We start from the raw sequence: 16,636 nt of genomic DNA, 5'->3' as shown, positions 1-16,636 counted from the left end.
TTTATCAGGATTTTACGGTGACGCGGCTGCCGTTGCGCAGCCGGTCGACGCCCGAGGTGACGACGGGCTCGCCCGGCCGCAAGCCGGCGGTAACGGTGAGCGCCGCGTCGCCGACGGGGCCGATGGCAACCTGGCGCAGGCGAACCTTGCCGGCGGCGGCATCATGGACATAGACGAAGCCCTCGTCGGCGCGGGCGGCGAAGACGGCGGTGGCGGGAACGGTGACAGCGCCGCCGACAGGGCCGACGCCACCGAAGCGCAGGGTGGCGCGACCGATCTGGCCGGAACGCAGGCCCGGTTGCGGCGGCAAGGCCAGTTCGACGCGGAAGGTGCCGGTGACGTCGTCGCCGCGCGCACCGATTTCGGTCACGCGGGCGACGATCGGCACGGCGCCGAGGGCGGGGATGGTGACGGCAGCCGATTGGCCGACCGCGACACGGCTGAGGTCGCCATCGGCGATCGGCACGCGCAGGACATAACCCGAAGCGCGTTCGCCGACGATGACGACGGTAGTGCCGGGGGTAACCATCTGGCCGGGTTCGGCGGGACGGCGCAGGACGACGCCGGCGGACGGGGCGCGGATGGTGGCGAGGCCGACGTCGAAGCTGGCCTGGGCGACCTGGGCGCGGGCAGCGGCGGCGCTGGCGCGGGCGGTTTCGACCCGAGGTGCCGTCACCCAGCCTTGCTTGAACAGGCTGGCGAGGCGCTTGTAATCGGCATCGGCACGATCGGCCTCGGCGCGGGCCGATGTGCTGGCGGCGGCGAGGCTGGTGGGATCGAGGCGGGCGAGGACCTGGCCGCGGCTGACCTGGTCGCCTTCGTTGACGAGGATGGCGGCGATGCGACCGGCGCCGTTGAAGCCGAGCGGGGTTTCGCGCTTGAGCCGAACGGTGCCGCTGATATCAAGGCTCGATTGGCCGCCGGCGGGGACAGCCTGGACGATGGAAACGGGAACGGGAACTTCGATGGTGGCGCGGGGTGCCGATTCTGCCGAGCAACCGGCAACGAGGCCAGCGACCAGCAAGGCCAGTCCGGGCCGCGCGAAACCGGATGTCCCGATAACGATTGGCGGGCGGGCAGCTGTGGTTTTCGGCGTTCGCCGCATCTTGTGCCCCGGAGATTTGATCAGGACTCACAAGATGCGACCGAACACTGGCGCGCGCAAGGATTTATTTGAGTGTCGCTCAGGACACAAATATGACCATTGAATCGTCAATCCATGATCGTCAGCACGTTGACTGTTAACGAATTAGCAATCATATCGTTACCGATAGTGTATTGGGTACCCGGGATGACGGCGACTTCTGCGACGATATGCCCGGCGATAGGAATGTTGCGATCCGGCAGGTTTCCGACCAGCAAGCACAGGGCAGCCGCGACGGAATGTCGACTGCCGGTGATTCGCAGGTTGAAATCATGCGTCGCTCCGATAAATGTCGCGCTGGCCCAGTCGGTTGACTGCATCGACTCGACCGTCAGCGTGGGTTTTTCCCTATCTGTGGCATCGAAGGCACCGGAATCGCCGATAGCCCGCAGGATCGCAGCATGAATATGATTGCCAAGGGGCCTCATCGCACCGTCTCCCGAATTGGCGCAACGCTGGTGCGGGCGATAAATGCCAACACCCTGTCCCGCGTGATCTTGCGCGGTTCCCGTCCCCGGCGCAGATCAAACACGAAGCGCGGATCGCCCGCGACCTCGCGTCCGAAGCGCGAGGGCGCAACGGACTGGCACCGCAAATGTCGTTCGACTGTCAGCAACAAGTTCATTTCCCAGGCTCCCCTTCGACGCAGAAACCAATCCGAATCGACTGGTTTCCCCATTCATCCGGACTTAAATCCTACTAGTCTAGGTAAAAAACTATGGTAAGGTCGGATTCAAGCGGACCAGGTGAGGAGGTGCCGCGACTTATGGACAGTTTGACCATCCGCAAACGGTTGGACGAGTTGATCGCGGCGCGAGGCGAGGATTATGCCTCGCTGTCGCGGCGGCTCGGTCGCAACCCCACTTACATCCAGCAATTCGTCAAGCGCGGCGTGCCCCGGCGGCTGTCCGAAACCGATCGGCGGGTGTTGGCCGGGCATTTCGGCATTGCCGAGCGGCTGCTCGGTGGGCCCGACGACAGTGCCGCGCGGGCGGTGCTGGCGCGGCCGGGGCTGGTCCAGCGCGCCGAGGATTATGTGCTGATCCCGCAGCTCGATGTCGGTGCATCGGCGGGCGCCGGCGCAGAGCCGGACAGCGAGGCCCCATTGGCGGCGATCGCGTTCCAGTCGAATTGGGTTCGGACGATCGCCACCGGGCGGCCCGAGGCATTGTCGGTGATCGGCGTGGCGGGCGATTCGATGCTGCCGACGCTGGCGGATGGCGACCAGATCCTGGTCGATACCGACGACCGCGAGCGGCTGCGCGACGGCATCTATGTGCTGCGCACCGATGGTGCGCTGCTGGTCAAGCGGCTGTCGGTGAACCCGGCGACGCGGCGGCTGGCAATCCGCAGCGACAATGATGCCTATCCGAGTTGGGACGATTGCGATCCGGCCGGGGTCTCGGTGATCGGGCGCGTGGTCTGGGTCGGGCGGCGGCTGAACTGAGGCCGCGGGGGCGTCAGCGGCGCTTGTCGAGCACCGTCAGGATGACGGCCGCGGCGACGCCGATGACGGCACCCAGGATGAGGCCGAGCGACGTCTGGTTGAACAGGAGCCCGAGAACCGGGCCGAGCACGAGGCCGGCGGCGATCAGGCAGCCGCCGCCGAGGGCGGGTGGGCGCGAAGGGGGATCGGCGGGAGGGGTGTTCATCGCGCAGCCTTCGCACGGGAGGTGACCCGGACGCCAGCCAGGTGTGGCATTTCGGCCATGGCCGGCCGGATGATTCGCCCCCTGCCTGCGCGGCCGATACGATAGCTTTGCGCCAGCGGCGCCCTGCGGTAGAGCCGAAGCGTGGATTTTGCCGGCAGCCCCAATTCGAGGTATTTTCGCAGGGCGTTGCTGGTTTCGGGCGTGGTTCTGCTGGCCGGGGCGGCGCGGGCGCAGGATACGACGCCGGTTGCTGCTGCGCCGCCGGACGCGGGGCCTGTGCCGATGCCGCAAGGGGCACCGCAGCTCGAGGATTTTGCGCCGTTGCCGGGCAATGTCGCATGGCCGACGGTCGAGACCACGACCGATGGCGAGCCGGTCGAGGTGGCGGGCGATGTCAGCTACATGGTTGCGGTGACGGGCCTGGCGGAGCTGGGGTTGGAGACACAGTTTCGCGAGCTGTCGTCGCTATGGACCAAGCGCGGGCAACCGGCGAACCTGGCGCAGATAAACCGGCGGACAACCGAGGACCGCGACCTGATCGACCAGCTGCTGCGCTCGATCGGACACTATGGCGGCAATACGGCGGTAGCGTTGACGGCGCCGGTGCAGGTCGGCGGCAAGACCAGTATCGCGATGACGGTCACGGCGGGGCCGATCTATACCTTTGATTCAATTAGCGTCGTAGCGCCGGCGGAGGCGATCGGCGGCGATCCGCTGGGTATCGTCAAGCCGCTGCTCGGCATCAAGGTCGGCGATACCGTCGACGCGGCGCGGGTGAATGCCGGGCAGGACGCCATCGCGGTGAAGCTGGCCGATGCGGGCTATGCCTTTGCGGTGGTCGGCAAGCCCGACATCGTGATCGATCATGCGACGCGGACGGCGACGTTGCTGCAGACGATCGATCTCGGCAAGCCGGGCGTCCACGGCGCGCTGCGCATGTCGGGCGCGCTGCAAGGCTTCGACGACAAGCACCTGGCGCTGCTGGCGCGGTTCAAGCCGGGGGATCCGTTCACCGACGCCGGCCGCGACGACCTGCGCCGGGCGCTCATTCATACCGGGTTGTTCGGCACGGTTTCGGTTCGACCGGTCGCCGGGGCGATACAGGCGGACGGGACACAGGTCGTCGACCTGCAGATCACGACCGAGGCGGCGCCGGCGCGGACGATTGCGGCCAGCGTCGGTTATTCAACCGGGCAGGGCATTCGCGTCGAGGGCAGCTGGACGCATCGCAACCTGTTCCAGCCGGAAGGCGCCTTTACCGCGCGCGTCGTCGCGGCCGAGCGCGAACAGGTTCTAACGGGTGAAATTCGCAAGCGCAATTTCCGCCGGCGCGACCAGTCGTTGACGCTGCGGGGCGGGTTCACGGCGGAACAGCAGGACGCTTTCGATGCGACGACCGTCGGTGTGCTGGCGGCCATCGATCGCGAATCGAATATCATTTGGCAGAAGCCGATCACCTATTCGGTCGGCGTCGAATTGCTGGCGACGCGGCAGCGTGACCGGTCGGCGCCGGACGATCCGAACAACACCTATTTCATCCTGGCGTTTCCCGGCGCCATTACCTGGGATCGGTCCGACGACCTGCTCAACCCGTCAAAGGGATTTCGGCTGTCTGGGCGGGTATCGCCGGAATTCTCGCTGCGCAGCGGGCAGAACTTCAACTATGTGAAGCTGCAGGTCGACGGCAGCGTGTACCAGCCGTTCGGCGACTTCGTGCTGGCGGGCCGGATGCATGTCGGCGGCATCGCCGGGGCCGAGCGGGGACGGATCGCGCCGGACCGGCGGTTCTATGCAGGCGGCGGCGGGTCGGTGCGCGGTTATGACTACCAGGGCGTCGGGCCGCAGGATGCCGAGGGTTCACCGACCGGGGGCAACAGTCTGGTCGAGGCGTCGGCGGAGGTGCGGTATCGCTTCGAGGCGTTCGGCAGCGACCTTGGCGTCGTCGGCTTTGTCGACGCCGGGCAGGTTTATCCGACGTCGCTGCCCAAGTTTACCGACCTGCGCTACGGCGTCGGCATCGGGCTGCGTTATTTTACCAGCTTCGGGCCGGTGCGCATCGATATCGCGACACCGATCGCGCGGCGCGAGGGTGAGCCCAGGGCGGCGTTCTATGTGTCGATCGGCCAGGCGTTCTGATGGACGACGCCGTGGCCCCGGACGTCGAAGTCATGCCGGCGCAGAAGCGGCGGGGACGCGTGGTCGCGCGGGTGTTGTCAGCCGTCGTGATGCTGGTGCTGCTGCTCGGCGTACTGGCGTTCGGGGCGCTGCGCTGGCTCGATAGCGATAGCGGGCGGGCTTTCGTCGTCAGGCAATTGCCGCTTTATTCGCCGGCGTCGGGGCTGTTCGTGCGGGTCGGGCGGATCGACGGATCGATCTTTGGCAAGGCAGTGCTCCACGACATGACCATCGGCGACCCCAAGGGGGTTTTTGCCGAGGTGAAGCGGCTCGACCTCGATTGGCGGCCGCTCGACCTGATCCGCGGGACGCTGACGGTGCGATCGGCGTATGCGCCCGAAGCGCGGGTCCTGCGCGGGCCCAAGCTCAATCCCAGCGACACCATATTGCCGGATTTCGATTTCGATATCGCGCGGTTCAAGGTCGATCGGATGATCCTTGAGCCGCCGGTATCGGGGCAACGACGCGTGATCTCGGTCGACAGCGTCATCGATATCCGGGCCGGGCGGGCCAAGGTCGAATTCGATGCGGTGGCGCTTGGCGCTACGGGGAGCGGCCAGGCGGGGACCGGGCTGGCAGCCAGCGGCGATGCGGTCAGGCTCAAGCTCGATGCCGAGCCCGACAACAACAAGTTCGATATCGATGCGCAGGTCACCGCGCCGCGCGGCGGCGTGATCGCCGGCATTCTCGGGCTGAAACAGCCGCTGCAGGTGGTGCTGCGCGGCGACGGCAGCTGGCAGGTCTGGAAAGGCCGGCTCGATGCCCGGCTGGGCGGGGCGCCATTGGCCGACATCGCGGTCTCGGGCGCATCCGGGCTGTTCACCATTCGCGGCGATGCGATGCCGGCACGGCTGTTGTCGGGCATGTCGGCGCAACTGGTTTCGCCGGTGCTGGCGATCGATGCGACGGCGCGGATTGCCGACCGCAACGCCGATATCGATGCACGCTTCAACAGCCGGGCGCTGGCGGTCGACATGCGCGGCGTCGTCGAGATGGGAGCGGAGACGTTCCGCGGGCTGGTCGTCAATGCGCGGCTGCTCGACACGCGCGTCATCAGCCCGAAGCTGAAGGCACGCAATCTGCGGCTGGCGGCGACGATCGACGGCACCTTCGGGTCGCCGGTGATCGATTACCGGGTGACTGCGCCGTCGATCGCCTGGGGCAATGTGATCGCGACCGAGCTTGGCGTTTCGGGCGTCATTCGCGGCGGTGCCGGGCCTTGGGTGGTGCCGGTGCGCGCCACCGTGCGGCGGGTGACCGGCCTTGGGCCCAATGTCGATCCGTTGCTGACCAATGTCCGCGTCGAGGGGCCGATCGCGCTGGAGGGCGGCCGGGCGGTGTCGAACCGGCTGGCGTTCCGGTCGGACCGGGTCAGCGGTACAGCGACGATGGCTTTCCGCGGCGCCAGGGATTTCCTGGTGACGGTGAAAGGCGCGATGCCGCGTTTTGTGATCGCCGGGCAAGGCGTCGCCGACATCAACGCGAATGTGCGGATCGTCCCTGCCGGCGGCGGCGTGCGCGTCTCGGGAACGGCCGGCGTTGCGGTGCGGCGGCTCGACAACAAGGGCGTTGCGGCGATCACGCAAGGCCTGCCGCGGCTGACCACCGAATTCGTCCTAAGCGGCGACATGGCGCTGGTGTTTCGCAACGCCAGGCTGGTGTCGCCTGGGCTCAGCCTGACGGCGAACGGCAGCCGCTCGGCGTCGGGGATCCTGGCGATCAAGGCCGCCGGTGTATCGAAGAATTATGGTCCGCTGACGCTGGCGGTCGCCGGGCCGACGATGACGCCGACGATCGATTTCACGCTGGCCAAGCCCGGGCTGGGGGTTGGCCTGGTCGATGTGAAGGGGCGGGTCGCGCCCGAACCCGGCGGCTGGCGGTTTGCCGCGGCGGCTGGATCGAGCCTGGGACCGGTGACAGTCGACGGGCTGGCGCGCACCGAAATCGCGCCGCTGGCCATCGAGCTGACGAGAGCCACGATCGGCGGCATGACCGGCAGTGGCACCATCGTCCAGACCGCGGACGGTCTGTTTGCCGGGACGCTCGGCCTGACGGGGCCAGGCGTGAACGGCACCGCGGAATTTGCCGGGCAGGACGGGGTCCAGCGCGTCGCCGTATCGGTCGCCGCAAAAACCGCGAGCCTGAACTTCGCGACGCCGGTGCTTATCGACAGCGGCACGCTGAAACTGGCGGTGCTGTTTCCCGAAAGTGGCCCGAGCGTGACCGGCACCTTCGATGGGCTCGGGATCGTGCGCAACGGCCTGCGCATCGACCGGCTGCAAGGCAATGTCAGCTACGCCGATGGGCGGGGCACCGCCAAGGCAAGCGCCAGCGGCAGCACCGATATCCCGTTCAATGTGAATATCAGCGCCGACCTCGCGCCCGAGCGCATCGAGATCACCGCCAGCGGCAAGCTCGATGCAACGCCGATCACGATGAGCGGCCCGGCCATCATCACGCGGACGCCGGACAGCTGGATCCTGGCGCCGGTGAGCATCATCACGCCGGGGGGCAAGGCCGAGCTTTCGGGTGAGTTCGGCGCGGACAAGCGATTGAAGGCAAAATTCGACCGTGTCTCGGTATCGATCCTGTCGGCGATCAATCCGAAGCTCGATTTTACCGGGCGGATCACCGGCACCATCGACATGGCGCTTACGGCGGGCAACGTCCCGGTCGGCACCGCCAGCCTGCGGCTCAACAGCCTGTCGCGCGCAACGATTGCCTCGGCCTCGACGCCGATCGATGTCGGCGTCAACGCCGAACTGACGGCGGCCGGAGGTGTCGCCAAGGCCGTCATCGTGCGCGGCGGCAAGGTCGAGGGCCGCGCGCAGGCAAGGGTCGGTCCAATTCCCGCCGGCGATGCACCGCTGCGCGAACGGTTGTTTGCCAGCCCGGTGTTCGCGCAACTGCGTTACAACGGCCCGGCCGAAGCGCTGTGGGGCCTGGCCGGCAACGATGCCATCAGCGTGCGCGGGCCGCTGTCGATCATCGCCGACATGAACGGCGTGCTCGGCGATCCCAAGCTGACGGGGACGATGCGCAGCGAGGGCGCCCGGGTCGAAAGCACGGTGCTGGGTGCGGTGTTCGACAGGGCCTCGCTCGACAGCCGGTTCGTCAATTCACGGCTTGAACTGACAAGATTCACGGCGCGCGCCGGGCCGACCGGCACTATCTCGGGCACCGGCGGCATCGATCTTTCGGCCGCACGCAGTTTCCCGATCGATATCCGGCTGGCGATGAAGAACGCCCAGTTGCTCGGCCGCGATGATCTGAGCGGCACGGCGACGGGCAATGTCCGGATCGCGACCGATGAATATGGCGGCGTGGTTTCCGGCAAGCTGAAGATCGAACGCGCGGCGTTTCGTCTGGGCCGGACGGCGGCGGCGCAAGTGCCGGTGCTGGTGGTCACCGAAAAGAATACGCATGTGCTCGGGCGGCGGGTCGCGATCTATGCGCCGCCGACGCGCTGGCTGCTCGACCTCGAAGTCGATGCCGATCGCCGGATTTACGTCAGTGGCATGGGGTTGGAGACCGAATGGCGCGCCGACCTGCGGGTCAAGGGCGGCGCCACGACCCCCGAAATCACCGGCCGGGTCGAGTTGATCCGCGGCGACTATGATTTTGCCGGCAAGCGTTTCACGCTGACCCGCGGCGACCTGCGATTCCAGGGCGGTTTTCCGCCGGATCCGCAGATCGATATCGCGGCCGAAAGCAGCGCCTCGGGCTTTACGGCGCAACTGTCGATCCTCGGCACGGCGACGCGGCCCGAGATCCGCTTCAGCTCAATTCCGGCGGTGCCCGAGGACGAGGTGCTGAGCCGCATATTGTTCGGCGAATCGGTATCGAACCTGTCGGCACCGGAGGCATTGCAACTGGCCGGCGCGCTGACGGCATTGCGCGGTGGCGGCGGCGGGTTCAATCCGATCAATGCGGTGCGCAAGGGGCTCGGTATCGACCGGCTGCGGATCCTGCCGGCGGACGAGGCGACAGGCCGGCGGACGGCGCTGGCGGCGGGGCAATACATCGGGCGCAACGTCTATGTCGAGCTGGCGACCGATGCGCAGGGCTATACGGCGACGCGGATCGAGGTTTCGCTGACGCGGTCGCTTTCGATCTTGTCGGAAGTGGCGACGTTGGGGGGGACGAGTGTGAACTTGAGGTGGAAGCGGGATTATTAGCGCCGCGCGGCCGCCGGCCAGCGCAGCTGGACGCGGACTCGCGCAAGCTCGGCCGGTGGGGCGGCGGAGACTTCCGCCGAGCCCTTCCGACGGCGCGGGCTTTGCCCGTGCTTCTTGCTGTTCTTTGCTTGCTGTCAGGAAGAAGAAACCCCTCTCCCCGCCGGCCAAGGGGCCGAGTCGCCCTCTCCCTCAAGGGGAGAGGGAAGCGACTACCGCCCGATGAGTTTGCGGGCCATGCTGTCGGCGACGGCATCGGTCGGCAGGTTTTCGGCCTTGGCGACCGCGAAGATGTCGGCGAGGCGGCCTTCGATGCGGGCGATGGCGCGGGCCACCGAGGCCGCGTCGCCCTGCCCCAGATACTCGGCGGCGACATTGATGATGCCGCCGGCGTTGATGACGTAATCCGGCGCGTATAGGATGCCGCGGGCGTGGAGGCGGGCGCCGTCGGTGGGGGTGGCGAGCTGGTTGTTGGCGGCGCCGGCGACGACGGCGACCCTGAGGCCGTCGATGGTTTCGGCGTCGAGACCGGCGCCAAGCGCGTTGGGGCTGAAGACGTCGGCGTCGGTGGTGGCGATCTGCGATACAGGGACGGCGGTGCCGCCCAGGCGGGCGGCATAGGCGCGAGCGCGGGCGTCGTCGATGTCGGCGAGGGTCAGCACGGCGCCGGCAACGGCGAGCTTTTCGGCGAGGGCGCCGCCAACACTGCCAAGACCCTGGATGGCGACGCGAACGCCGGCGAAATCACGCTTGCCGAGCGCATGGGCGATGGCGGCGCGCATGCCGACAAAGATGCCCTCCGCGGTCGATGGACCGGGGTTGCCGCCGGCGGCGCCGGCAGCGCTGGGCAGGCCGGAGACGTGGCGGGTCTGCCGCGCAATCACCGTCATGTCGGCGTCCGACATGCCGACATCCTCGGCAGTGACGTAGCGGCCGCCGAGCGAATCGACGGTGCGGCCAAAGGCTTCGAGCAGCGATTCGGTCTTGGGGGCGGCATCGAATTTCAGGATGACGCCCTTGCCGCCGCCCATCGGCAAGCCGGCCATGGCGTTTTTGTAGCTCATGCCTCGCGACAGGCGGAGGGCGTCGGTGACCGCCTCGGCATCGCTGGCATAGGTCCACCAGCGGCAACCGCCCGCCGCCGGCCCGAGATGGGTCGAATGGATGGCGATGATCGTCTTGAGCCCGGTTGCGGCGTCGTGGCCGAAATGCAGCACCTCATGGGCGTCGAAATCGAGAGCATCGAAGATCATTGCGAATTGGCCTGGCTGTTGGGTTTCAGGATATTTCAGTGACGCGCAATAAATGAACTGCGGCGGCGAGGGAAGGCCGAAAAAGGGCGCTTGCGCCGGTGTTTGCAAAGCACGCTTGCGCGAGCGGCAATGCTCCTCTATCTGCACCGCCTTGCGCGGCGATCGTAGCTCAATTGGTTAGAGCGCCGGTTTGTGGTACCGGAGGTTGCGGGTTCAATCCCCGTCGATCGCCCCAGCGCATCTTTCCACACATTCAGGCCGCCGGTTTTCCATGGGCGAGGACGCCGCACGCGATGCGTTGCCCGGCGTTGCCGGCGGGATCGGTGCGATAGTCATCGGGCTGGGCATGGACCACGATGGCGGCGCCGTCGGCATCGAGCAGCGGCATGGTGCCGTCGCTGAGACGCAGGCCCGGGCGGACGGCATCGAGGCTGCCGCGGCGATCGTCGCCGACCACCATGTTGGGCAGGTCACCCTGGTGCTCGCCGGCGGGGTTGAGGCTGCCGTGCTGCTTCATTGCCGGGTTGAAGTGCCCGCCCGCGGTGGTGAAGGCCGGTCCCTGGCACAGCCCGGTCTGGTGGAGGTGGACGGCGTAGGTGCCGGCAGGCAACCCGCGCATGGCGAGCGTGACGCGCGTGCCGTCGGCTTCCTGGAGAAGCCGGGCGGTACCGAGCGTGTTGCCGGTGCCGTCGACGACATCGCTGGTGATCATCAGGGCCGGTGCCGTGCCGCCCGTGCGCCCCATCGAGTCGCCGGTGGTGCCAGCGCAGGCGGTAAGGACAAGGATGACGGGGAACAGGTGGTAAGGACGCATGGCAACCTCGCTTTCGACCGAATCAATCGAGGTTGTAATGCGTGACCAGGCGATCCAGCGCCAGCTTGAGGACAAGTTTTCCGGCGCGGCTGGGCCAGGCGAGGGCGCGCTCGGCGGTTTCGAGGCCCTCGCCGAGGCAGACGACCCGCCAGAGGACGTCGGTGAGGCCGGGGCCGACGGCAGTGACGGCGGCGTCGAAGCGCTGCCGGGCGCTGATTTGCGAGGTGGTCGGGTCAATGCCGCCGCCGGCGGAGCGGCTGGGCGAGGGGTCCCAGTTCATGGTAATACGAGGTGCGCGGCCGGCGGTCATGAAATCATGGCGGAGCCGCTCGCTGGCGCGGAACTGCAATGGGGTCACCATGCCGCGCGTGGCCAACCAGGCGAGCGGCGATTCGGCGAGGTTGACGGTGACCTGGCGACGATCGATGACGTCGGACGGTGCAAGCTGGCGGATGGAGAGCAGGCGGTTGATCGGGTCTGGCAGGACGTCGTTCAGCTTTGTGTTGTTTCTAGCCGACATGGTTAGTCTCCAGTTGAAATTTCTGCGGTGCACTTGCCATGTCATGCGATCTGTAGGACACAAGAAACCGTAGCGGTTCAATTCTGGCTGGAGAATAACATGCTGACGCGCATTCGCGAGGTTCGCAAGGCCAAGGGACTGACCCTGCACGATGTCGCTGTCCGGTGTGCGCCGCCGACCACGGCGCAGACGATCGGACGGCTGGAAACGGGCACGCGGACGGTGTCGGTGGGCTGGCTCAACCGGATCGCGGCGGCGCTCGAGGTCGAGGCGGCGGACCTGGTCACCCTGCCCGACCGCGCCGACCTGCCGGTGGCGGCGATCCTTGGCGCCGACGGGCCGGCGGCCCCGCGCAAGCCGATGACGTTGCTGGCGCCGACGCCGGGTGGGGCAATGGTGGGGATCATCGTCGACGTGGCGCAGGGCGATTACCGCGCCGGCGATGCGTTGTGGGCCGACAAGCTGGCGCCCGAGGATTTTGGGCGGGCGCTCAATCGCGACGTGCTGGCGCCGCGGCCGGTGGGACGCTTTGCCTTTGGACGGCTGGTGGCGACCGACGACGGCCGGGTGCAGATCCTGCCGGCGACGCCAGGAGCTCGGCAGGTGGTGATCGATGCGCCGTGGATCGCGATGGTGCGACAGCTGGTGCGGTCGCTTTAAGTAGAGAAAAGGTTTGTCGGGTTGCGCATGGCCTTGAATTCGAGGGCGTTGCCAGCGGGATCGAAAAGGAAAAACGTGCCTTGCTCGCCGGGTTTGCCGGCGAAGCGGACATGAGGCGGCAGTTCGAACCTGGTGCCGCTGGCGGCGATGCGTTCGCCGAGCGCCTCCCAGGCTGGCCAATCGAGCACTATGCCGAAATGCGGAACCGGAACGGCATCGCCATCGACCGGATTGCGGATAGCCGGCGCGCGCGGAGCGCGGTGGACGACGAGCTGGTGGCCGGCGAAATCGAAATCGATCCAGGTGTCGGATGAGCGGCCTTCGGGGCAGCCGAGGACTTTGCCGTAGAAACGCCGGGCGGCGTCGAGGTCGTCGACCGGGATTGCGAGGTGGAAAGGGTTCATATGCGCCAAAGTCCATCGCTGTGGGGAGCCGGTTTTTGCGCGATCGGCGTGCGTTCGACAATCGTGTCGACGAGTTGGCGCGAGGCGATAGCGATGTCGCCGCCGGGGGTGCCGAGAAGCGGTGATGTGCCCGGCAGGCTGCCGCCTTGGGTGAACGCCGACGACGTGAAGCGCGGCAGCGCGGCGCCGGGCGCCTTGTCGTGGCGCGGATCGACCGCCCACGCGATCACCGCCATCATCCGGGCGGTCGTGCGCAGGCTTTCGGTGGCGACGGCAGCCTGGTCGGCAACCGGCAATGTGGCGCGCCATTCGAGGCCGGGGCCGTCGAACCAGTGCCGGGCGTGGCGCGCGATATCGACGGCACGCCGGTACAATCGACTGGTTTCAGGGAGGTTAGCTGGCGGCATGCCATCACTTTGCGCGGCGCGGCACGCGAATGCCAGCCTCTGCAATGACTTTTAAGGTCGGCTCTTGAACTGTTTTGCCGAGTTCCCAAATCTTGCGTGTCGGCGCGGCCAATCGGGGCGCCGGCACCCCCCGGCCGAAATGGCGGGAATGACGGCAACTCGCTTTGAAAGGAAAATGCCATGCGCGCTTTTGATATCTCCCCCCTGCTGCGGTCCTCGATCGGCTATGAAAATCTCAACCGCCTGGTTGAATTTGCCGGCCGCGTCGACGGCGGCGAGACCGGTTACCCCCCTTACAACATTGAAAAGCTTGGCGACGGTGCCTATCGCATCGCGATGGCGGTGGCCGGCTTTGGCCAGGACGAGCTCGACCTGACGGTGCAGGAAAACACCCTGGTCGTCACTGGCGCGGCGCTGCCGGAAGCCGAAGCCGGCGAGGAGCGCGTGTTCCTGCATCGCGGCATTGCCAAGCGCGCCTTCGAACGCCGTTTCCAGCTGGCCGACACCATCAAGGTGACCGGCGCCAGCTATGCGCACGGCCTGCTCAATATCGAGCTGGTTCGCGAGGTCCCCGAGCACAAGAAGCCCCGCAAGGTGCTGATCGGAACGTCGGTCGATGCCGTCCAGCCGACCAGCGTGAAGCTCGCGGCCGAGTAACACCGCCGCGAGACTGTACGCCGCCGCCGGGGTTCAGACCCCGGCGGTTTTGCGTTTGACGGTCTGGAAGCGCTGGAGCTGGGTGGCCGGCTCGGGCCATTCGGGCGCCAGTTGCGCGGCGCGGCTATAATCCTCGTAGGCCTCGCGGTTGCGGCCGAGGCCTTCATAGGCGACGGCGCGATTGTAGAAGGCGATTTCGGGCCGCAGGGGATTGCGGGCGATGCCCTCCGACAGGCTGAAGACAGCTTCGGTGTCGCGATCGCCAAGGCGGATCAATGCGATGCCCTTGTTGACATAGGCCTCGGCGGCGTCGGGACGCGCCCGGATGGCTTCGTCGAAATCGGCGATGGCGGCGGGCAGGTCGCGCGCCTGCATCCTGACGATGCCGCGGTTGATGATGGTGGCAACACGGTCGTCGGCCGAGAGGGCGCTCTCGCCGAGTGCCCGGTCGCACGATTTGAGCGCTTCGCGCGTTGGTTGACGGCCTTCGGCGGCTTCGAAACAGCCGCGGGCATAGCCTTGGCCGATAACCGATACAGATGCGTCGGCGGACGTGCCGGACAATATGGCCAGCACAAATAGCAGCGGCGGTTTGGTCACGGCTCGATCCTCAAGGCCCGATGTATCGCGGCGTACATCGTGGAAGCTCGATCATAGCACGCTGGACGGCTCAGGCGATAATGTCGGGGATAAGCAGGCCTTCGAGCATGGCGATCTCGTCGCGGAGCTTGAGCTTGCGCTTCTTGAAGCGTTGCAGCTGGATCATGTCGGTATCGGCCATCAATCGCAGTGCTTCGATCGCGGTGTCGAGATCACGATGGTCGCGCCGGGCAATCTCGATTCGGGCCCGGATTTCAACCTCGTCCACGACATTCCCCTTTGCGAGTCGGCGCGAGAGAGGCTGGACCGGGCACTGCCTTGCCGGCGATTCGTTTCCCCCTCACACCATATGTGGAGGCATCGGCCACCCCGACGCAACAAGATACCGGCTTGTCCCGGCAGGGAAGGCAAGTTTGGACAAGCCGCCCCGTCTATGTTTGTATTCGGAACCCTACACCGGTGCCGGCCTGTTGGCCGGGACCACAAAAGGAGAACATGATGGCCAATGCCCATCTCGCTACTCTCAATGCTCGCCACGCTGCGCTCGATGCGTCGGTCGTCGCCGAAACGCGGCGTCCGGTCCCCGACCAGGTTGTGCTGGCTCGGTTGAAGCGCGAGAAGCTGAAGGTCAAGGAAGAGATCAACCAGCTGCACTAAATCTTTGCAGCAAGCGGTTTAACGGACCGCAGCAAGCGCCCGGGATACTGTCGGTTCGGAGTGCCCGTTCGATCTGTGTCGAACGCGAGCACTCCGGACTAGACGAGGTCGTCGCGCCGGCAGCAGCTATTCGTCGCGGGTGATTTTTTCGTCGCGTTCGTGGCGTTCCTGGGCTTCGAGCGTCATCGTGGCGATCGGCCGGGCCTCGAGCCGCTGCAACGAGATCGGTTCGCCGGTGACTTCGCAAAAGCCATATTCCCCGGTGTCGATGCGGCGCAGCGCCGACTCGATCTTGCCGATGACCTTGCGCTGGCGGTCGCGGGTGCGCAGTTCGATACCCCAGTCGGTTTCGCTGGAAGCACGGTCGTTGACGTCGGGCTCGCGCATCGGCTCGGCCTTGAGCGTCTGCAACGTCCCGGCGGCCTCGCGCAGGATGGATTCGCGCCAGTCGAGCAGCTTGCGGCGGAAATAGGCCAGCTGCCGCGGGTTCATGAACGCTTCGTCGGTACCTGGCCGATACCCGATCGGCAAATGAACGTCGTTGTCGCCATCGGCCTCGGCGACAGCAATCACAGTTCGGTCTTCACCGGAAGAACCCTGCTCGATCTCGTGCATCGTTGCCGACGTTCCCATCACGCAAAAACCCTTGCCATCGGTTACCGCGACCTTGGCCCCCCCGGCGCCGACAAATGTCTGCAACCGACCCAGCGTCTGCAACCGACCTGGCTATCCAATGCGGACAACCATCCCCGCCGCGGCTAATAGCGGTGACGCCGGGCGCGGGCAAGGCACTAGCCGGCTGGAATGGAAACTAGCTCGGATTGCCGCGGCGACGGCAGCGGCGGTCAGCCCTTGGCGATGCCGTCGAGCCGCGCCTGCAGGGCGGCGAGTTGGGCCTTGAGCGCCGATAATTCGCTGTCCGAAGTCGGTGCTGGCACCGTTGGCGCCGTTGGTTGTGGCGGCATGACCGGACGCGCCGAGGTGAGCATCCCGGCAGCGGCCTGGAACAGCGCCAAATTCTGTTTTGCCAGCTGTTCGAACGGCTTGAGCGCGGCGTCGCGGAACTTGTTCTGGTTTTCGGCGAAGGCGGCCATCGACGCTTCGAGGTAGTGCGGCACCATCGACTGCATCGAATCGCCGTACATCGCGATGATCTGGCGCAGGAACGGAACCGGCAACATGGTCTGGCCGGTTGACTCCTCCTCCATGACGATCTGGGTAAGGACCGAGCGGGTGATGTCTTCACCGCTGCGCGCGTCGAAAACCTGGAAATCGCGGCCGTCGCGGGTCATCGTCGCCAGGTGATCGAGGGTGATGTAGCTGCTGGTTTCGGTGTTATAGAGCCGGCGATTGGCATATTTCTTGATGATGACCGACCCCGATTCGATTGCGGGCTTGTGGCCGTCGCTGGAGCCGGCTTTCGATGAAGGGGATTCGGCCATGGCAATTCCTGAAGGGGTCGAAAGGGTCGACCTACCACAGAGTCATGTTGCACCGCAACGCGGCGGCGATTTGCGT

Annotated in this window: 19 protein-coding genes and 1 tRNA gene; 7 read left to right on the top strand and 13 right to left on the bottom strand. The window is 66.5% G+C overall.

Annotated features, from left to right (window positions below; all coding sequences use genetic code 11):
- Positions 1-4 precede the first annotated feature (4 nt).
- The 3 genes from IEW98_RS00385 to IEW98_RS00375 all read right to left on the bottom strand — a co-directional run bounded on the left by IEW98_RS00385 (position 5) and on the right by IEW98_RS00375 (position 1,769).
- Positions 5-1,024 (bottom strand): efflux RND transporter periplasmic adaptor subunit, encoded by a 1,020-nt coding sequence (locus IEW98_RS00385; protein ID WP_188760929.1) that lies wholly within the window; start codon positions 1,022-1,024, stop codon positions 5-7.
- Positions 1,025-1,212: 188 nt separating this feature from the next.
- Entirely contained in the window at positions 1,213-1,572 is a 360-nt protein-coding gene (locus IEW98_RS00380; protein WP_188760927.1) for a hypothetical protein, read from the bottom strand.
- The gene (locus IEW98_RS00375) at positions 1,569-1,769 is read right to left on the bottom strand and encodes a hypothetical protein (RefSeq protein ID WP_188760925.1); all 201 of its coding nucleotides are present in this window, start codon (positions 1,767-1,769) and stop codon (positions 1,569-1,571) included. Before IEW98_RS00375 ends, IEW98_RS00380 begins: the two co-directional genes overlap by 4 nt.
- 141 nt (positions 1,770-1,910) lie before the next feature.
- Here IEW98_RS00375 and IEW98_RS00370 point away from each other — a divergent pair, with 141 nt between their 5' ends.
- Complete coding sequence (locus IEW98_RS00370; RefSeq protein ID WP_188760924.1) at positions 1,911-2,591, top strand: S24 family peptidase; 681 nt, start codon at positions 1,911-1,913, stop codon at positions 2,589-2,591.
- A gap of 13 nt (positions 2,592-2,604) precedes the next feature.
- Here IEW98_RS00370 and IEW98_RS00365 read toward each other — a convergent pair whose 3' ends face one another.
- A complete protein-coding gene (locus IEW98_RS00365; protein WP_188760922.1) occupies positions 2,605-2,796 on the bottom strand; it encodes a hypothetical protein in 192 nt (63 codons plus the stop codon).
- A 141-nt stretch (positions 2,797-2,937) separates the two neighbouring features.
- Between IEW98_RS00365 and IEW98_RS00360 the strand changes: the two genes are divergently transcribed.
- Together IEW98_RS00360 and IEW98_RS00355 are read left to right on the top strand one after the other, a co-directional pair.
- Positions 2,938-4,932 carry an autotransporter assembly complex protein TamA gene (locus tag IEW98_RS00360; protein ID WP_188760921.1) on the top strand — a complete coding sequence of 665 codons (1,995 nt, stop codon included), beginning with the start codon at positions 2,938-2,940 and terminating at the stop codon, positions 4,930-4,932.
- A complete protein-coding gene (locus tag IEW98_RS00355) occupies positions 4,932-9,149 on the top strand; it encodes a translocation/assembly module TamB domain-containing protein (RefSeq protein ID WP_188760920.1) in 4,218 nt (1,405 codons plus the stop codon). The genes IEW98_RS00360 and IEW98_RS00355 overlap by 1 nt, the downstream gene beginning before the upstream one ends.
- Before the next feature lie 209 nt (positions 9,150-9,358).
- Here IEW98_RS00355 and IEW98_RS00350 read toward each other — a convergent pair whose 3' ends face one another.
- The gene (locus IEW98_RS00350; RefSeq protein ID WP_188760919.1) at positions 9,359-10,399 is read right to left on the bottom strand and encodes a Leu/Phe/Val dehydrogenase; all 1,041 of its coding nucleotides are present in this window, start codon (positions 10,397-10,399) and stop codon (positions 9,359-9,361) included.
- Positions 10,400-10,557: 158 nt separating this feature from the next.
- Here IEW98_RS00350 and IEW98_RS00345 point away from each other — a divergent pair.
- Positions 10,558-10,634 (top strand) — tRNA-His (locus IEW98_RS00345).
- Between the two features lie 18 nt (positions 10,635-10,652).
- Here IEW98_RS00345 and IEW98_RS00340 read toward each other — a convergent pair.
- Positions 10,653-11,213 (bottom strand): superoxide dismutase family protein, encoded by a 561-nt coding sequence (locus IEW98_RS00340; RefSeq protein WP_188760918.1) that lies wholly within the window; start codon positions 11,211-11,213, stop codon positions 10,653-10,655.
- Positions 11,214-11,235: 22 nt separating this feature from the next.
- Positions 11,236-11,733, bottom strand: a complete 498-nt coding sequence (locus tag IEW98_RS00335; protein ID WP_243450477.1) for a DUF6456 domain-containing protein — start codon at positions 11,731-11,733, stop codon at positions 11,236-11,238.
- 99 nt (positions 11,734-11,832) lie between these two features.
- Between IEW98_RS00335 and IEW98_RS00330 the strand changes: the two genes are divergently transcribed.
- Positions 11,833-12,393, top strand: coding sequence for a helix-turn-helix domain-containing protein (locus tag IEW98_RS00330; RefSeq protein ID WP_188760917.1), 561 nt, complete (start codon positions 11,833-11,835; stop codon positions 12,391-12,393).
- Here IEW98_RS00330 and IEW98_RS00325 read toward each other — a convergent pair.
- Positions 12,390-12,797, bottom strand: a complete 408-nt coding sequence (locus tag IEW98_RS00325) for a VOC family protein (RefSeq protein WP_188760916.1) — start codon at positions 12,795-12,797, stop codon at positions 12,390-12,392. The genes IEW98_RS00330 and IEW98_RS00325 overlap by 4 nt on opposite strands.
- Positions 12,794-13,204, bottom strand: coding sequence for a DUF1465 family protein (locus IEW98_RS00320; protein ID WP_188760915.1), 411 nt, complete (start codon positions 13,202-13,204; stop codon positions 12,794-12,796). Before IEW98_RS00320 ends, IEW98_RS00325 begins: the two co-directional genes overlap by 4 nt.
- A gap of 180 nt (positions 13,205-13,384) precedes the next feature.
- Here IEW98_RS00320 and IEW98_RS00315 point away from each other — a divergent pair, with 180 nt between their 5' ends.
- The gene (locus IEW98_RS00315; protein WP_188760914.1) at positions 13,385-13,861 is read left to right on the top strand and encodes an Hsp20 family protein; all 477 of its coding nucleotides are present in this window, start codon (positions 13,385-13,387) and stop codon (positions 13,859-13,861) included.
- A gap of 33 nt (positions 13,862-13,894) precedes the next feature.
- On the opposite strand, the gene IEW98_RS00310 is transcribed toward IEW98_RS00315, so the two are convergent.
- Both IEW98_RS00310 and IEW98_RS00305 read right to left on the bottom strand, forming a co-directional pair.
- Positions 13,895-14,461 carry a tetratricopeptide repeat protein gene (locus IEW98_RS00310; RefSeq protein ID WP_188760913.1) on the bottom strand — a complete coding sequence of 189 codons (567 nt, stop codon included), beginning with the start codon at positions 14,459-14,461 and terminating at the stop codon, positions 13,895-13,897.
- Between the two features lie 70 nt (positions 14,462-14,531).
- A complete protein-coding gene (locus tag IEW98_RS00305; RefSeq protein ID WP_188760912.1) occupies positions 14,532-14,729 on the bottom strand; it encodes a YdcH family protein in 198 nt (65 codons plus the stop codon).
- Between the two features lie 227 nt (positions 14,730-14,956).
- Between IEW98_RS00305 and IEW98_RS00300 the strand changes: the two genes are divergently transcribed.
- Positions 14,957-15,118 carry a YdcH family protein gene (locus IEW98_RS00300; protein ID WP_308785488.1) on the top strand — a complete coding sequence of 54 codons (162 nt, stop codon included), beginning with the start codon at positions 14,957-14,959 and terminating at the stop codon, positions 15,116-15,118.
- 126 nt (positions 15,119-15,244) lie between these two features.
- Here the strand turns inward: IEW98_RS00300 and dksA are convergent, their stop codons facing one another.
- Together dksA and phaR are read right to left on the bottom strand one after the other, a co-directional pair.
- Entirely contained in the window at positions 15,245-15,733 is a 489-nt protein-coding gene (gene dksA, locus IEW98_RS00295; protein ID WP_188761408.1) for an RNA polymerase-binding protein DksA, read from the bottom strand.
- 230 nt (positions 15,734-15,963) lie between these two features.
- Positions 15,964-16,560 (bottom strand): polyhydroxyalkanoate synthesis repressor PhaR, encoded by a 597-nt coding sequence (gene phaR / locus IEW98_RS00290; RefSeq protein WP_188760911.1) that lies wholly within the window; start codon positions 16,558-16,560, stop codon positions 15,964-15,966.
- Between the last annotated feature and the right edge of the window lie 76 nt (positions 16,561-16,636).

Source organism: Sandarakinorhabdus glacialis, from assembly GCF_014643455.1.
GTDB classification, from domain to species: Bacteria; Pseudomonadota; Alphaproteobacteria; order Sphingomonadales; family Sphingomonadaceae; genus Sandarakinorhabdus; species Sandarakinorhabdus glacialis.
Note: the sequence above shows the minus strand (reverse complement) of the source record. Positions and strands in the feature narration are given on the sequence as shown.

Excerpts from the sequence above, each read along its gene's own strand:
- IEW98_RS00380 (WP_188760927.1), bottom strand. The coding sequence starts at position 1,572 with ATGAGGCCCCTTGGCAATCATATTCATGCTGCGATCCTGCGGGCTATC.
- IEW98_RS00375 (WP_188760925.1), bottom strand. The coding sequence starts at position 1,769 with ATGAACTTGTTGCTGACAGTCGAACGACATTTGCGGTGCCAGTCCGTT.
- IEW98_RS00370 (WP_188760924.1), top strand. The coding sequence starts at position 1,911 with ATGGACAGTTTGACCATCCGCAAACGGTTGGACGAGTTGATCGCGGCG.
- IEW98_RS00365 (WP_188760922.1), bottom strand. The coding sequence starts at position 2,796 with ATGAACACCCCTCCCGCCGATCCCCCTTCGCGCCCACCCGCCCTCGGC.
- IEW98_RS00355 (WP_188760920.1), top strand. The coding sequence starts at position 4,932 with ATGGACGACGCCGTGGCCCCGGACGTCGAAGTCATGCCGGCGCAGAAG.
- IEW98_RS00350 (WP_188760919.1), bottom strand. The coding sequence starts at position 10,399 with ATGATCTTCGATGCTCTCGATTTCGACGCCCATGAGGTGCTGCATTTC.
- IEW98_RS00340 (WP_188760918.1), bottom strand. The coding sequence starts at position 11,213 with ATGCGTCCTTACCACCTGTTCCCCGTCATCCTTGTCCTTACCGCCTGC.
- IEW98_RS00335 (WP_243450477.1), bottom strand. The coding sequence starts at position 11,733 with ATGTCGGCTAGAAACAACACAAAGCTGAACGACGTCCTGCCAGACCCG.
- IEW98_RS00330 (WP_188760917.1), top strand. The coding sequence starts at position 11,833 with ATGCTGACGCGCATTCGCGAGGTTCGCAAGGCCAAGGGACTGACCCTG.
- IEW98_RS00325 (WP_188760916.1), bottom strand. The coding sequence starts at position 12,797 with ATGAACCCTTTCCACCTCGCAATCCCGGTCGACGACCTCGACGCCGCC.
- IEW98_RS00320 (WP_188760915.1), bottom strand. The coding sequence starts at position 13,204 with ATGCCGCCAGCTAACCTCCCTGAAACCAGTCGATTGTACCGGCGTGCC.
- IEW98_RS00315 (WP_188760914.1), top strand. The coding sequence starts at position 13,385 with ATGCGCGCTTTTGATATCTCCCCCCTGCTGCGGTCCTCGATCGGCTAT.
- IEW98_RS00300 (WP_308785488.1), top strand. The coding sequence starts at position 14,957 with ATGATGGCCAATGCCCATCTCGCTACTCTCAATGCTCGCCACGCTGCG.
- dksA (WP_188761408.1), bottom strand. The coding sequence starts at position 15,733 with ATGCACGAGATCGAGCAGGGTTCTTCCGGTGAAGACCGAACTGTGATT.
- phaR (WP_188760911.1), bottom strand. The coding sequence starts at position 16,560 with ATGGCCGAATCCCCTTCATCGAAAGCCGGCTCCAGCGACGGCCACAAG.